The organism is Stenotrophomonas sp. LST15-1-1.1, assembly GCF_040815575.1.
Lineage (GTDB): Bacteria > Pseudomonadota > Gammaproteobacteria > Xanthomonadales > Xanthomonadaceae > Stenotrophomonas > Stenotrophomonas lactitubi_B.
In genome coordinates, this window is sequence record NZ_JBFPNJ010000033.1 from 31,204 (window position 1) to 43,424 (window position 12,221).

Annotated in this window: 12 protein-coding genes; 6 read left to right on the plus strand and 6 right to left on the minus strand. The window is 66.5% G+C overall.

The window, feature by feature from the left end; all coding sequences use genetic code 11:
• The first annotated feature begins 19 nt into the window (after positions 1 to 19).
• Positions 20 to 1,063, plus strand: a complete 1,044-nt coding sequence (locus MRBLST15_RS19050) for a suppressor of fused domain protein (RefSeq protein WP_367787382.1) — start codon at positions 20 to 22, stop codon at positions 1,061 to 1,063.
• 65 nt (positions 1,064 to 1,128) lie between these two features.
• Here MRBLST15_RS19050 and MRBLST15_RS19055 read toward each other — a convergent pair whose 3' ends face one another.
• The 5 genes from MRBLST15_RS19055 to MRBLST15_RS19075 all read right to left on the minus strand — a co-directional run bounded on the left by MRBLST15_RS19055 (position 1,129) and on the right by MRBLST15_RS19075 (position 6,516).
• Positions 1,129 to 1,740, minus strand: coding sequence for a glutathione S-transferase N-terminal domain-containing protein (locus MRBLST15_RS19055; protein WP_265954643.1), 612 nt, complete (start codon positions 1,738 to 1,740; stop codon positions 1,129 to 1,131).
• Positions 1,741 to 1,826: 86 nt separating this feature from the next.
• Complete coding sequence (locus tag MRBLST15_RS19060; RefSeq protein ID WP_025878087.1) at positions 1,827 to 2,285, minus strand: cell wall hydrolase; 459 nt, start codon at positions 2,283 to 2,285, stop codon at positions 1,827 to 1,829.
• 299 nt (positions 2,286 to 2,584) lie between these two features.
• Complete coding sequence (locus MRBLST15_RS19065; RefSeq protein ID WP_265955228.1) at positions 2,585 to 4,615, minus strand: FAD-dependent oxidoreductase; 2,031 nt, start codon at positions 4,613 to 4,615, stop codon at positions 2,585 to 2,587.
• Positions 4,616 to 4,715: 100 nt separating this feature from the next.
• Positions 4,716 to 5,357 (minus strand): YczE/YyaS/YitT family protein, encoded by a 642-nt coding sequence (locus MRBLST15_RS19070; RefSeq protein WP_367787385.1) that lies wholly within the window; start codon positions 5,355 to 5,357, stop codon positions 4,716 to 4,718.
• Between the two features lie 139 nt (positions 5,358 to 5,496).
• Positions 5,497 to 6,516: a zinc-binding alcohol dehydrogenase family protein gene (locus MRBLST15_RS19075; protein WP_367787387.1), complete on the minus strand. Its 1,020-nt coding sequence runs from the start codon at positions 6,514 to 6,516 to the stop codon at positions 5,497 to 5,499.
• Positions 6,517 to 6,875: 359 nt separating this feature from the next.
• On the opposite strand from MRBLST15_RS19075, the gene MRBLST15_RS19080 reads away from it, so the two are divergent.
• From MRBLST15_RS19080 to MRBLST15_RS19095, 4 genes are all read left to right on the plus strand, one after another.
• Positions 6,876 to 7,967 (plus strand): OmpA family protein, encoded by a 1,092-nt coding sequence (locus MRBLST15_RS19080; protein WP_265955223.1) that lies wholly within the window; start codon positions 6,876 to 6,878, stop codon positions 7,965 to 7,967.
• A gap of 217 nt (positions 7,968 to 8,184) precedes the next feature.
• Entirely contained in the window at positions 8,185 to 8,691 is a 507-nt protein-coding gene (locus tag MRBLST15_RS19085; RefSeq protein WP_049467667.1) for a hypothetical protein, read from the plus strand.
• Between the two features lie 20 nt (positions 8,692 to 8,711).
• Positions 8,712 to 9,521, plus strand: a complete 810-nt coding sequence (locus MRBLST15_RS19090; RefSeq protein ID WP_367787390.1) for a pseudouridine synthase — start codon at positions 8,712 to 8,714, stop codon at positions 9,519 to 9,521.
• Between the two features lie 85 nt (positions 9,522 to 9,606).
• Positions 9,607 to 9,942, plus strand: coding sequence for a hypothetical protein (locus tag MRBLST15_RS19095; protein WP_367787392.1), 336 nt, complete (start codon positions 9,607 to 9,609; stop codon positions 9,940 to 9,942).
• Positions 9,943 to 10,061: 119 nt separating this feature from the next.
• On the opposite strand, the gene kbl is transcribed toward MRBLST15_RS19095, so the two are convergent.
• Complete coding sequence (gene kbl / locus MRBLST15_RS19100) at positions 10,062 to 11,267, minus strand: glycine C-acetyltransferase (RefSeq protein WP_367787394.1); 1,206 nt, start codon at positions 11,265 to 11,267, stop codon at positions 10,062 to 10,064.
• A 210-nt stretch (positions 11,268 to 11,477) separates the two neighbouring features.
• Here kbl and MRBLST15_RS19105 point away from each other — a divergent pair, with 210 nt between their 5' ends.
• Positions 11,478 to 12,170 carry a TorF family putative porin gene (locus tag MRBLST15_RS19105; RefSeq protein ID WP_265955215.1) on the plus strand — a complete coding sequence of 231 codons (693 nt, stop codon included), beginning with the start codon at positions 11,478 to 11,480 and terminating at the stop codon, positions 12,168 to 12,170.
• Positions 12,171 to 12,221: the final 51 nt, after the last annotated feature.

Consider the following 12,221-nt stretch of genomic DNA (forward strand, 5'->3'; position numbering starts at 1 on the left):
TTCCGCCCAGGAGCCCCGCATGCAGGACGACACCGACACCCCCGGTTGGGATGCGATCAATGCCGCGCTGGCGCCGCTGTACGCCGGCCAGGAGCCGCGTCACTTCGGTACCGCGTTGCCGTACACGCTGGGTGGCCAGGATCCGCTCGACGGCATCAGCGTGTACTGGGTGGAAGCGCCGGTTCCGCATTGGCACTACGTCACCTACGGTCTGTCCGAACTGTATAAAAAAGAGAGCAGCGATGCGGCCACCAGTGGCTACGGCTTCGAACTGACGTTCCGCCTGGCTGCGGACAAGGGTGAACATGCCGACAGCACGCCGCCGGCGTGGCCGATGAACCTGCTGCAGAATCTGGCGCGCTATGTGTTCAGCAGCGGCAATGTGTTCGAGGATGGGCACCACCTCAACGCCAACGGCCCGATCGCGCTGGAGACCGACACCCGTCTCTGCCACCTGGCGTTCGTCGCTGATCCGCAGTTGCCCGCGCGCGATACCGCCAATGGGCAGTTGCAGTTCCTGCAGGTGGTGGGGCTGACCGATGAGGAAATGGACGCGATCAAGCGCTGGTCCACGCGCGGTGTGCTGCAGGTGCTTGAGGTAGCGATGCCGCTGTGGATCACCGACCTGCATCGCGGCAACCTGCTGGACGATCCGGCGCTGGCCGCGCAGGTGCAGGCCGGTAGCGAGCGTGAGGGGTCCAGTACCGGCATGCTGTTCATCGAGACGCTGGATTGGCGGCAGGCGGCCGGCATCACCACGCTGGTGCTGGGGGCAGGGCAGGTCGGCAGCGTGGGTGAGCTGCTGCCACTGCGCCTGCGCCACGGCAAGGCACTGACGCTGGTCAGCCGCGAACGGCAATGGGAGTTCGTGCCTGCCACCGATGGCGCCGCCACGATTGAGGGCGACAACGTGCGCTGGGTGCTGGACGACGCGGCGTTGCAGGCCTGGCAGTACGTGCGGCCGGAACGCGGAACCTACACGGTGTCGAGCACGTTGCAGGTTGAAGTGGTGCCGACGTTCCTGCGCGATGCGAAGGGCGAAGTGATCCGCGAAATCGGCTGACCGCGCCGATGGTACCTATGGAGTCGGAGCCGTTAGCGCTGCGAACGGATCCGACCCCGGTTACATCAGACCAGGCCTTCGGCCTTCAGTGCTGCCTGCACGCCCGGATCGGCGTCCATGCGCGCCTTGTAGGCGGCCAGGTTGTCCAGGCCCGACAGGTCGACCTTGGTGCCGGCGGCCCAGCGCAGGGTGATGTAGAAGTAGGGATCGGCGAAGCTGCGGAAACCGGCCAGCCACGGCTTGTCGGCCAGCTGCTTGTCGGCGGTCTCGAACAGTGCGCGCAGGCGCTTGTGTGCAGCGGCGCGGATCGCGTCGTACTGCCCTTCGTCGGCGATGAACTTGCCCGGCGAGAACAGCGGCGAGAACGCCGGGTGCACGTCGGAGTTGACGAAGGCCAGCCAGCGGGTGGCTTCAGCGCGCTGGCGCGGGCTGCCATCGCCGCTGAGACCTGCCTGCGGGTAGCTGTCGGCGATGTAGCCCATGATCGCCGCGTTCTGCAGCAGCACGAAGTCGCCATCGACGACCGCCGGTACGGCGCCGGCCGGATTGATCTTGAGGAATTCCGGACCCTTCAGGGTGTCCTTGTTCAGCAGTTCGACCTCGAACGGCTGGCCGGTCCACTGCAGGGCGATGTGGTCGGCGGTGGAACAGGCACCGGGCTTGCTGTACAGCTTCATGGGAACTCCAGGCGGGGTGTGGCGGGAATCCACCACTATCCCAGAGCCCACCGGCGTGCGGCAACGCCGCCGCCAGCAACGGATCGTTACGACTGCCGGGGCTTGAGGTTCTGCACTTTGTAGAAGGTGTGATCGCCGATGGTGGCCACCTGGTACGCATTGCGCCAGTTCGGGCTGGCAATCGCCAGCGCAGCGAAGTGGCTGGCGCCGGGTACGATCTCGCGGCGCTCACCGGCCGGCAGCGCCCAGTTGCGCTCGGCGTCGAAGGCCACGTCCATCGCTTCACTCCAGGCCGCATCGTTGCCCAGCTGAGTGCCGGGGGAGACGATGGTGGGGGCGAACTGCTTGCGTGCGGTCACCACCTGGCACATCGAGTCGCCCCAGAGGCCGCTGTCGAGGCGGCGCAGGGCGACCTCGGCGACGGCCTGTTGGCCACGCAGGGTCTGGTCGCGGGCTTCCAGGTAAACGGTGGTGCTCAAACACAATGAATCAGCGGCCGGCTGCGGCAACAACTGCGACAGCCAGAGAATCCAGGCCAGTTTCATATAACTCCTTGCTCCGTGTGGGACGCACCTGGCGGTTCCGGCAGCGCAGGCTGCTGGAGGCGGGGTACGACTTGGCGTCATGGGGAGGCGGCCATCGGGGCTGCCCCGTGGGCGGCCCCAAGAACACGATCGTGGATCGATCGGCGGGGTCCGCACCGGCTCACCGGAAACTGGCTGGTGAGCGGAAAGATGGCGCAAGGTAGGGGGGCATTGCCGAACGCATCCTGAATCGTCCGGCTTGACATTCAGCTTGGGGGCCGGTGACGGAAATCACATTCCGGCCCCCATTCAGGTCTTGATCAGAGCGCGGCGGCGACGCGACTGCCCTGGTCAATGGCGCGTTTGGCATCCAATTCGGCGGCCACATCGGCACCGCCGATCAGCTGTGCGGCGATGCCGGCTGCCTGCAGTTCGGCCTGCAGCGCGCGCTGCGGTTCCTGCCCGGCACAGATCACCACGTGGTCGACCGGCAGCAGCTGTTCGCTGCCGTCCACGCGGATGCGAAGGCCCGCATCGTCCACGCCCAGGTATTCGACACCGCCGAGCATGCGCACGCCTTTGGCCTTCAGCGTGGCGCGGTGGATCCAGCCGGTGGTCTTGCCCAGGCGTGCCCCGGGCTTGCCGGCGCTGCGCTGCAGCAGCCACAGCCTGCGCGGCGATGCTTCCACGGCGGGTCGGGCGAGTGCGCCGCGGGCCTCGAAGGTGGCATCCACGCCCCATTCGGCCATCCAGCGTTGCGGGTCCAGCGACGGCGAAGGGCCGTCGTGGGCAAGGAACTCGCCGACATCGAAGCCGATGCCGCCGGCGCCGATGATGGCGGCGCTGGCACCGACCTCGACCCGGCCCAGCAGCACATCCAGGTAGTTCACCACCTTGGCGTGGTCGGCACCGGGGAAATCGACCTTGCGCGGCACGATGCCGGTGGCCAGCACGACCTCATCGAAACCGGCCAGGCTGGCGGCGTCGGCACGGGTGCCCAGGCGCAGCTGCACGCCGGTCTCGGCCAGTTTGTGGCGGAAGTAGCGCAGGGTCTCGTGGAATTCCTCCTTGCCAGGAATGCGCTTGGCCACGTTGAACTGGCCACCGATCTCCTCGCTGGCATCGAACAGGGTGACCTGGTGGCCGCGTTCGGCAGCGACCGTGGCGCAGGCCAGGCCGGCCGGGCCCGCGCCGACCACGGCTACCCGCTTCGGTGCGGTGGTCGGGGTATAGACCAGCTCGGTCTCGTGGGCGGCACGTGGGTTGACCAGGCAACTGGCCAGCTTGTTCTCGAACACGTGGTCCAGGCAGGCCTGGTTGCAGGCGATGCACGTGTTGATGGCCTCGGCACGGCCGGCGCGGGCCTTGTTCGGCCACTGCGGATCGGCCAGCAGCGGGCGTGCCAGCGACACCATGTCGGCCCCGCCATCGGCGAGGATGCGCTCGGCCACCTCGGGCATGTTGATGCGGTTGGTCGCCACCAGCGGCAACGTCACGTGCGGCTTGAGCTTGGCGGTGACTGCGGCGAACGCGCCACGCGGTACCGACGTGGCAATGGTCGGAATGCGCGCTTCATGCCAGCCGATGCCGGAATTGAGGATCGTCGCACCGGCGGCCTCGATGGCCTGGGCCTGCTGCACGATCTCTTCCCAGTTGCTTCCGTCTTCAACCAGGTCGACCAGCGACAGGCGGTAGATGATGATGAAATCCGGACCGCAGGCTTCGCGGATGCGACGCACGATCTCCACCGCGAAGCGCATGCGCTGTGCGGCATCACCACCCCAGCGGTCGCTGCGCTTGTTGGTGCGCGGTGCGATGAACTCGTTGATGAGGTAGCCCTCCGAGCCCATCACTTCCACGCCGTCGTAGCCGGCCTCGCGGGCCAGCTTCGCGCTGCGTGCGTAGTCGGCGATGTGCCGCTCGACGCCACTGGCCGACAAGGCGCGCGGGGTGAACGGATTGATCGGCGCCTTCAGCTTCGACGGCGCCACCGACAGCGGGTGATAGGCATAGCGCCCGGCATGCAGCAGCTGCAGGCAGATCTTCGCGCCGTGCTGGTGCGCGGCGGCGGTCAGCTGCCGATGCGGGCGCACTTCCCAGGGCCAGGACAGCTTGCCGCCGAACGGCTTGAGCCAGCCCACCACGTTTGGCGCGAAGCCGCCGGTGACGATCAGGCCGACACCGCCTTCGGCGCGCTCTGCGAAGTAGGCGGCCAGGCGCGGGAAGTCGCGTGCGCGGTCTTCCAGGCCGGTGTGCATCGAGCCCATCAGCACCCGGTTGCGCAGCTGGGTGAAGCCCAGGTCCAGCGGGGCGAACAGGTGGGGGTAGGCGCTTTCGTTGGCTGGCGACATGTCGATACGCTTGCGTACGGAAGCGCGAAGGGTGCCGCGAAACGGCGCCGGGGGCAAGGGCTGGCAGATGGGTAGCGCCGGTCCATGCCCGGCGACGCGACTACCCGTGGCCGCGCTGCGCGCTCGCCGGGCGTGGCCCGGCGCTACCGACCGCCGGCCGGCCGATCCCGAACCAGCCGAGGGTGATCCCGCACAGCGGCCCGATCAGCAGTGCGAAGGCGAGCGTGCCGACGCCGACGTTGCCACCCAGCCACCAGCCCAGCAGCAGCACGCTGCCTTCAATCAGGCTCCGCACCTTCCAGATCGGCCAGCCAGTGCGCGCGTGCAGCCCGGTCATCAGGCCATCGCGCGGGCCAGGGCCCAGCTTCGCGCCGATGTACAGGCCGGTGGCCAGCGCCACCAGCAGCATGCCGGCGCAGAACATCGCCACCTGCCAGCCGAGGCCGACGGCCGGGGGCAGCAGCCACAGCCCGAACTGGGCCGAGGGGCCGATCAGCATCACGTTGAGCACGGTGCCGACGCCGGGCTTCTGTCGCAGCGGCCACCACAGCAGCAGTACCAGCGCGCCGATCACGTTGGTGGCCAGGCCGAACGACAACGGGGTCTGTGCCGCAATGCCCTGCGACAGCACATCCCACGGCGCGACACCGATCGCGGCGCGGATCATCAGCGAGGCCCCGAAGCCGTAGAGGAACAGGCCGACAATCAGTTGCAGCAGGCGCAGGGGCAGGGCGGTAGGCATGACAGGCTCGGGGCAGGGGGATCTGTTTCCACCCTATCCCCGAAATGGGCTGTTCAATAGATACAGATGTCGACCAATCCACTGGCACAGGCTGCGCCGCGCACAGCGTTGAGCCGCGCTGGCCGCGCGTAGTGGTGAATCAGTCGTCCCAGCCGGCCAGCGCCAGCTTGCCGATGGTGCGGCCGCTGGCCAGGCGCTGGTGGGCGGCTTCCAGGTTGGCTGCATTGATCGGCCCCAGCACTTCGCTCAGCGTGCCGCGCAACTGGCCTGCATCGATCATGCTGGCGGCGCGGTTGAGGATGCGGTGCTGCTCGATGCGGTCGGCGGTGGCAAAGCGCGCACGGGCGAACATGAATTCCCAATGGATGCCGATGCACTTGGCTTTGTAGGGATCGCCGATGCGCAGCGGGCCGCGCGGTTCGACGATCAGGCCGACATGTCCCTGTGGTGCCAGCAGCTCGCCCAGTTCGTCCCAGTAGTGATCGGTATCGGCCAGGTTCAGTGCCACCTGCACGTGGTCGATGCCGAGCGCCTGCAGCTGCGGCAGCAGGGGCTGCCGATGGTCGATGACATGCTGGGCGCCCATCCGCCGGCACCAGTCGATCGAGGCTTCACGCGAGGCGGTGGCGATGACCTCGAATCCCGCGTGATGGGCCAGCTGGATCGCCATCGAGCCGACGCCGCCGGCACCGCCGATCACCAGCAGGCGCTGGCCGGCGTGGCGGCGGTCATCAAGCTGCAGGGGCATGCGCTGGAACAGTAGTTCCCAGGCGGTCAGAGTGGTCAGCGGCAGCGCGGCTGCTTCGGCGAAGTCGAGGGTGGTCGGTTTGCGCGCCACCAGTCGCTCATCCACCAGCTGATACTGCGCATTGCAGCCAGGGCGGGTGACATCTCCGGCGTAGTAGACCTCGTCACCGGAGGCGAACAGGCTGGCCTCCTCGCCCATGGCTTCGACCACGCCAGCGGCGTCCCAGCCGAGAATGCGCGGAGTGTCCAGCGACGCGGCTGACGTACCTGCACGCAGCTTGCCATCCACGGGATTGACGGAAAGTGCTTCGACGCGGATCAAAAGATCACGGCCCCGCGGCGGGTGCGGGGGTGGCAGCACCAGATCGCGCAGGGCAGGGGCGGATTCACGGCACAGGGCGACGGCTTTCATTGCGGCTCCAGCTCGGTTCCTGTCTGCATCATAAGGTTCCTCACCTCGATGGGCGCGCGCTGAACCGCTTTCCGATAAAGCAGAGCCAAAACTGTCGCATCTGGCCCTTAAACCCTTCCAAACCCTTGTGGTATGTGGGTCTTGCGGATTTTCATCATCCTGTATAGGGTTTCAACGTCGGGCCGGTAGCCGGTCGTGCACGACGCTTCACATGTTACGGGACTGTTAACATGACCTTCACCCGCCTGAGCATAATGTTCGCGGCGGTGGCGTGCTGAATCGGCTGTCTGAACATCGACGCAGTAGTGCTGGCCCATGCCTCTACCGGTTTCATACCCCCGAAATAGGAGCTGTACTCAATGAACAAGAAGATCCTTACTGCCGCGCTGCTGGGCGGTCTGGCTTTCGCCCAGGCTGCGTCGGCGCAGGAGTTCGATGACCGCTGGTACCTGACCGGTTCGGCCGGCTTCAACTTCCAGGATAACGACCGTCTGACCAACGACGCTCCGTTCGTGACCCTGGGTCTGGGCAAGTTCATCAGCCCGAACTGGTCGCTGGATGGTGAGCTGAACTATCAGAACCCGAACTTCGACGCCAACCAGGATCAGAACTGGTCGCAGTACGGCGTGTCGTTCGATCTGCGTCGCCACTTCATCAAGGAAGGCCGCGGCTGGAACCCCTACATCGTGGGCGGCCTGGGCTACCAGAAGTCGGAAGAAGAGTACCCGGCTCTGGACAACAACGGTCCGCGTGAGCGCAAGGACGGCAACCTGGCTGCCAAGCTGGGCGTCGGCCTGCAGACCACCTTCGACAAGCGCGTTGCTGTCCGCGCCGAAGTGGCCTACCGCGCTGACTTCGACGACCAGAGCATCGCCGCGCGCGACGAAAGCTGGTTCGGCGACGTGCTGGCTTCGGTCGGCGTCGTGATCCCGCTGGGCCCGGCCCCGGTGGCTGCTGCTCCGGCTCCGGCTCCGGTTGCCCCGAGCTGCGCCGACCTGGATGACGACGGTGACGGCGTCAACAACTGCGACGACAAGTGCCCGAACTCGCAGCCGGGTCAGACCATCGGTCCGGACGGTTGCCCGGTGCCGGTCTCGATCGACCTGAAGGGCGTGAACTTCGACTTCGACAAGTCGAACCTGCGTCCGGACGCTGTGGCCATCCTGAGCGAAGCCACCGAGATCCTGAAGCGTTACCCGGATCTGCGCGTTGAAGTCGCCGGTCACACCGACTCGAAGGGTACCGACGCTTACAACCAGAAGCTGTCGGAGCGTCGCGCCACCGCGGTGTACAACTACCTGACCAAGAACGGCGTCGACGCTGGCCGTCTGGCCGGTCCGATCGGCTACGGCGAGAGCCGTCCGATTGCGCCGAACACCAACCCGGATGGTTCGGACAATCCGGAAGGTCGCGCCAAGAACCGTCGTACCGAGCTGAACGTCCAGAACTAAGTTCTGACGCTCTGCCAGTAAGACACAGCAGGACCCGGCTTCGGCCGGGTCTTGTTGTTTGTGCGGTCCGGAATGATGAATCAGCACTTCAGTAGCGACCGTTCGTCGGCGATTTGCCCATGAAACCAATGAGTTGCCGTATTCATTGAAAGTGGCGCTTGAAAGATGACGCCGCATTGCTAAACTCGCCGCGTCACTTCCTTCCGTGGATGCCCTCATGCTGCGCTCTGCATCGGCTGCCGTTCTGGCGCTGGCCCTGGTTCCTGCTGCTCACGCTGCGGTCGATTGCTCGGTCAACACCAGCGCATCGCCGCTGCCGTTGCCGGCCACGGCTGTCGCCCCGGTGGCCGACGAGCTGTACATCCGCAGCAGCCAGCTGGGCATGGCCAGCGGCGTGCTGGGCAGCAGCTACGATCCCTCGCAGTCGCTGGACCAGGTGCTGCAGCGGTTGCGCATCGATGGCTGCCAGAACATCGCCAAGGCGATTCCGAGCGCGCCGGCGGTGAAGCCGAATGATCCGGCGGCCTACAAGCCGCAGACCGAATTCGACAACACGCCGTGGCGCTTCGACATGAGCCAGAACGGCAAGCGCATGACCGCCGAAGAGTTCGATGCCTGGATGAAGGCGCGCGGCGTACGCGTGGTCAAGGCACGTCCGGTTCCGGCGGCCACCCCGGCCGCAGCCGAAGTACCGGCTGAGACCAAGCCGGTCGACAAGAAGTAAGCGTGGCGGGGAGCAGAGGCTTGCGCACGCGCCGCCCACCTGCTGCCCCCGCTGCCCGCTCCCACGCTGCGCGTGGGCGTGCGAATCCCGCTGCGGTTTCCGCTGGCGTGCGCCATGGCTTGGCGCGCGTGCTGTCCAAGGCTGGCGTGTGCTCGCGCAGCGAGGCCGCGCGCTGGATCGCCGATGGCCGTGTTCGTGTCGCCGGGCGTATCGTGCGTGATCCGGAATTCCCGATTGCCAGCCCGGCGCCGCCGATCGAGGTCGACGGCCAGCCGATGGGCGCACCACAACGCCTGTACCTGATGCTCAACAAACCGCGCGGGGTGGTCACTACCGTGCAGGACGAGCGTGGCCGCGACACCGTGTACCGCTGTTTCGATGGTGCCGGCCTGCCGTGGATCGCGCCGGTTGGTCGGTTGGACAAGGCCAGTGAAGGCCTGTTGTTGTTCAGCAACGATCCGCAGTGGGCCGCGCGCCTGACCGATCCGGAGACCGGCCCGCGGAAGACCTACCACGTGCAGGTCGATCGCCTGCCCGATGACGACACCCTGGCCGCGCTGCGCGCCGGTGTCGAAGACGAGGGGGAGTTCCTCCTCGCCCTTGCCGTGCGCGTGCTGCGCAGCGGCGACAAGACCGCCTGGCTGGAGGTGGTCCTCGACGAGGGCCGCAACCGCCATATCCGTCGCCTGCTGGCGGCCTTCGACCTGCAGGTGCTGCGCCTGGTCCGGGTTGCGATCGGAGAGCTCACGCTCGGCGATCTCGGCAAGGGCCAGTGGCGGGCGCTGGAGGTCAGCGACCAGCAGCGGCTGGGGGCCGCTGCACCGGGCTGAGTGATGCCCACGGCCGGCGGTTGCCGGCCACCGTTCCAGGCGTAGGGGGCGCCTGGTTGTCGAATGTCCAGAACGGAGCCTGCCCATGTATCACCCGACCCTCAAACAAACCCTGCGTTGCGCCAGCCTGTTGTTGCCGATCGTTGTGTTGACAGCCTGCGGCGGCCACAAGAAGACGGCCAAGGCCGACCGCCCGGCCGAGACCCCGGTGGTTGAAGTGAAGACCCCGGAACTGGATGGCCGCGGCAGCTATCGCTTCATGATGAGCAACGGCGACCAGAAGATGACCGCCGACCAGTTCGATGCCTGGATGAAAGCCAATGGCATCCGCGTGGCCAAGGGCAATGGGCAGGATGCTGCCGCCAAACCGGTGGTGGTCGCCAGCAAGGACGAGCCCAAGGACAAGAAGAAAAAGAAATGACGCGCGTCGCGCGTCATCTCGGTAGCGCCGGGCCGTGCCCGGCGAGCGCATGGCGCGGCTATCGGGAAACCGCCGGGCATGGCCCGGCGCTACCCGTGGGGATCCGACCCCGGCGCTGATCAGCCCTTGATCACGCCCAGCTCGACGCCGATGCGGGTGAATGCATCGATCGCGCGGTCCAGATGCTTGCGGCTGTGCGCGGCGCTGATCTGGGTGCGGATGCGCGCCTGGCCCTTGGGCACCACCGGGAAGAAGAAGCCGATCGCGTAGATGCCTTCTTCCAGCAGGCGCTCGGCGAACTTCTGTGCCAGCGGTGCGTCGTACAGCATCACCGGGCTGATCGGGTGCACGCCGGGCTTCACGTCGAAGCCGGCAGCGGTCATCTTCTCGCGGAAGTAGGTGGTGTTCTCGGCCAGGGTGCTGCGCAGGTCATCGGCCGCGGACAGCATCTCGAAGGCCTTGATGCCGGCGGCGACCACGTGCGGCGGCAGCGAGTTGGAGAACAGGTACGGACGCGAACGCTGGCGCAGCAGCTCGATCACTTCGGCGCTGGCACAGGTGAAACCACCCAGTGCGCCGCCCATGGCCTTGCCCAGGGTGCCGGTGATGATGTCGATCTTCTCCAGCACGCCCTTGACCTCGGCCGAGCCGCGGCCCGTCGCGCCGAGGAAGCCGGTGGCATGGCATTCGTCGATGTGCACCAGCGCGTTGTACTTCTTCGCCAGTGCGGTGATTTCGTCCAGCGGCGCGATGAAGCCGTCCATCGAGAACACGCCGTCGGTGGTGATCAGCTTGGTCTTGCAGCCGGCAGCATCGGCAGCCTGCAGCTGCGCCTCCAGGTCGGCCATGTCGCAGTTGGCGTAGCGGAAGCGCTTGGCCTTGCACAGGCGCACACCGTCGATGATCGAAGCATGGTTCAGTGCGTCGGAGATGATCGCGTCGTTCTCGCCGAGCAGCGGCTCGAACAGGCCGCCGTTGGCGTCGAAGCAGGCCGCGTACAGGATGGTGTCCTGCTTGCCGAAGAAATCGGCGATCTGCTTTTCCAGTTGCTTGTGCAGGTCCTGGGTGCCGCAGATGAAGCGCACCGATGCCATGCCGAAACCATGGCTGTCCAGCGCGTCCTTCGCGGCCTGGATCAGGTCCGGATGGTCGGCCAGGCCAAGGTAGTTGTTGGCGCAGAAATTCAGCACCGTGCGGCCGTCTTCGAGGGTGATCTCGGCGGACTGCGGGCTGGTGATGATCCGCTCGGACTTGAACAGGCCCTGGGCGCGGATGGCGTCCAGTTCCTCAGCATAGTGGCGGGTCAGGGCGGAGGAGTCGGTCATGGCGTGGGCGTGGCTCAGCACGGGAAACCACTGATTCTACCGGGCATCGACGGCTGCGGACCGGGCCGGTTGGGGCACCGCCATGGCGGGCACATGTTGCATCGCAATAGCAAACGGGTTAAAAATTCGTGAACCGGGCCTGTCTGGCTCCGGTCGTTGCGCCCGCTGCAGATCCCGCCTTCCACGCCACCGCCCCCACCGGAGACGCCCATGAAGCACGCCCGTGCCTGCCTCGCCATTGCCGCCGCCCTGACCCTCGCGCCGTTCGCCGCCAGCGCCCAGGACAACGAATCTCCGTACAGCTGGAACGTCACCGCCGTCTCGGACTACCTGTTCCGTGGTGTGTCGCAGACCGATGAGGATCCGACCCTGCAGGCCGGCTTCACCTACACCAGCCCGGTCGGCCTGTACGCCGGCGTCTGGGGCTCGGGCGTGGACTTCGGTCCGGGCGATCCGAAGACCGAGGTCGATTACCTGATCGGCTACGGCGTGGACGTGACCGAGCGCGTCAACTTCGACGTGCTGTTGAACCGTTACACCTACCTCAAGTCCAGCCACCAGAACTACAACGAGCTGATCACCACCACCACGCTGGACGACACCTACAAGCTGACGGTGGCCTACAGCAACGATGTGTGGAACAGCAGCACCGATGGCTGGTACTTCGGCCTGGGTGGCAGCTGGGGCCTGCCGAAGGAATTCACGCTCAACGCCAACGTCGGCCGCAGCACCTTCGAGGACGGTATCGCCAAGGACTACACCGACTGGAACGTCGGCGTCGCCCGCCAGTTCGGCCTGTTCAACGTCGGCCTGGGGTACTACGGCACCGACGGCAATGGCCGCGACAACTCCGGCAAGCTGGCGCACAGCCGGGTGATGCTGAGCGTCGCCGTCGGAAAGTAACGCCGCAGGCGTTACCGGTAGTGCCGGCCGCTGGCCGGCAACACCAAAGAA

Coding starts and splice junctions, on each gene's coding strand:
- MRBLST15_RS19065 (WP_265955228.1), bottom strand. CDS start 4,615: ATGTCGCCAGCCAACGAAAGCGCCTACCCCCACCTGTTCGCCCCGCTG.
- MRBLST15_RS19075 (WP_367787387.1), bottom strand. CDS start 6,516: ATGAAAGCCGTCGCCCTGTGCCGTGAATCCGCCCCTGCCCTGCGCGAT.
- MRBLST15_RS19085 (WP_049467667.1), top strand. CDS start 8,185: ATGCTGCGCTCTGCATCGGCTGCCGTTCTGGCGCTGGCCCTGGTTCCT.
- MRBLST15_RS19070 (WP_367787385.1), bottom strand. CDS start 5,357: ATGCCTACCGCCCTGCCCCTGCGCCTGCTGCAACTGATTGTCGGCCTG.
- MRBLST15_RS19080 (WP_265955223.1), top strand. CDS start 6,876: ATGAACAAGAAGATCCTTACTGCCGCGCTGCTGGGCGGTCTGGCTTTC.
- MRBLST15_RS19105 (WP_265955215.1), top strand. CDS start 11,478: ATGAAGCACGCCCGTGCCTGCCTCGCCATTGCCGCCGCCCTGACCCTC.
- MRBLST15_RS19055 (WP_265954643.1), bottom strand. CDS start 1,740: ATGAAGCTGTACAGCAAGCCCGGTGCCTGTTCCACCGCCGACCACATC.
- MRBLST15_RS19050 (WP_367787382.1), top strand. CDS start 20: ATGCAGGACGACACCGACACCCCCGGTTGGGATGCGATCAATGCCGCG.
- MRBLST15_RS19060 (WP_025878087.1), bottom strand. CDS start 2,285: ATGAAACTGGCCTGGATTCTCTGGCTGTCGCAGTTGTTGCCGCAGCCG.
- MRBLST15_RS19095 (WP_367787392.1), top strand. CDS start 9,607: ATGTATCACCCGACCCTCAAACAAACCCTGCGTTGCGCCAGCCTGTTG.
- kbl (WP_367787394.1), bottom strand. CDS start 11,267: ATGACCGACTCCTCCGCCCTGACCCGCCACTATGCTGAGGAACTGGAC.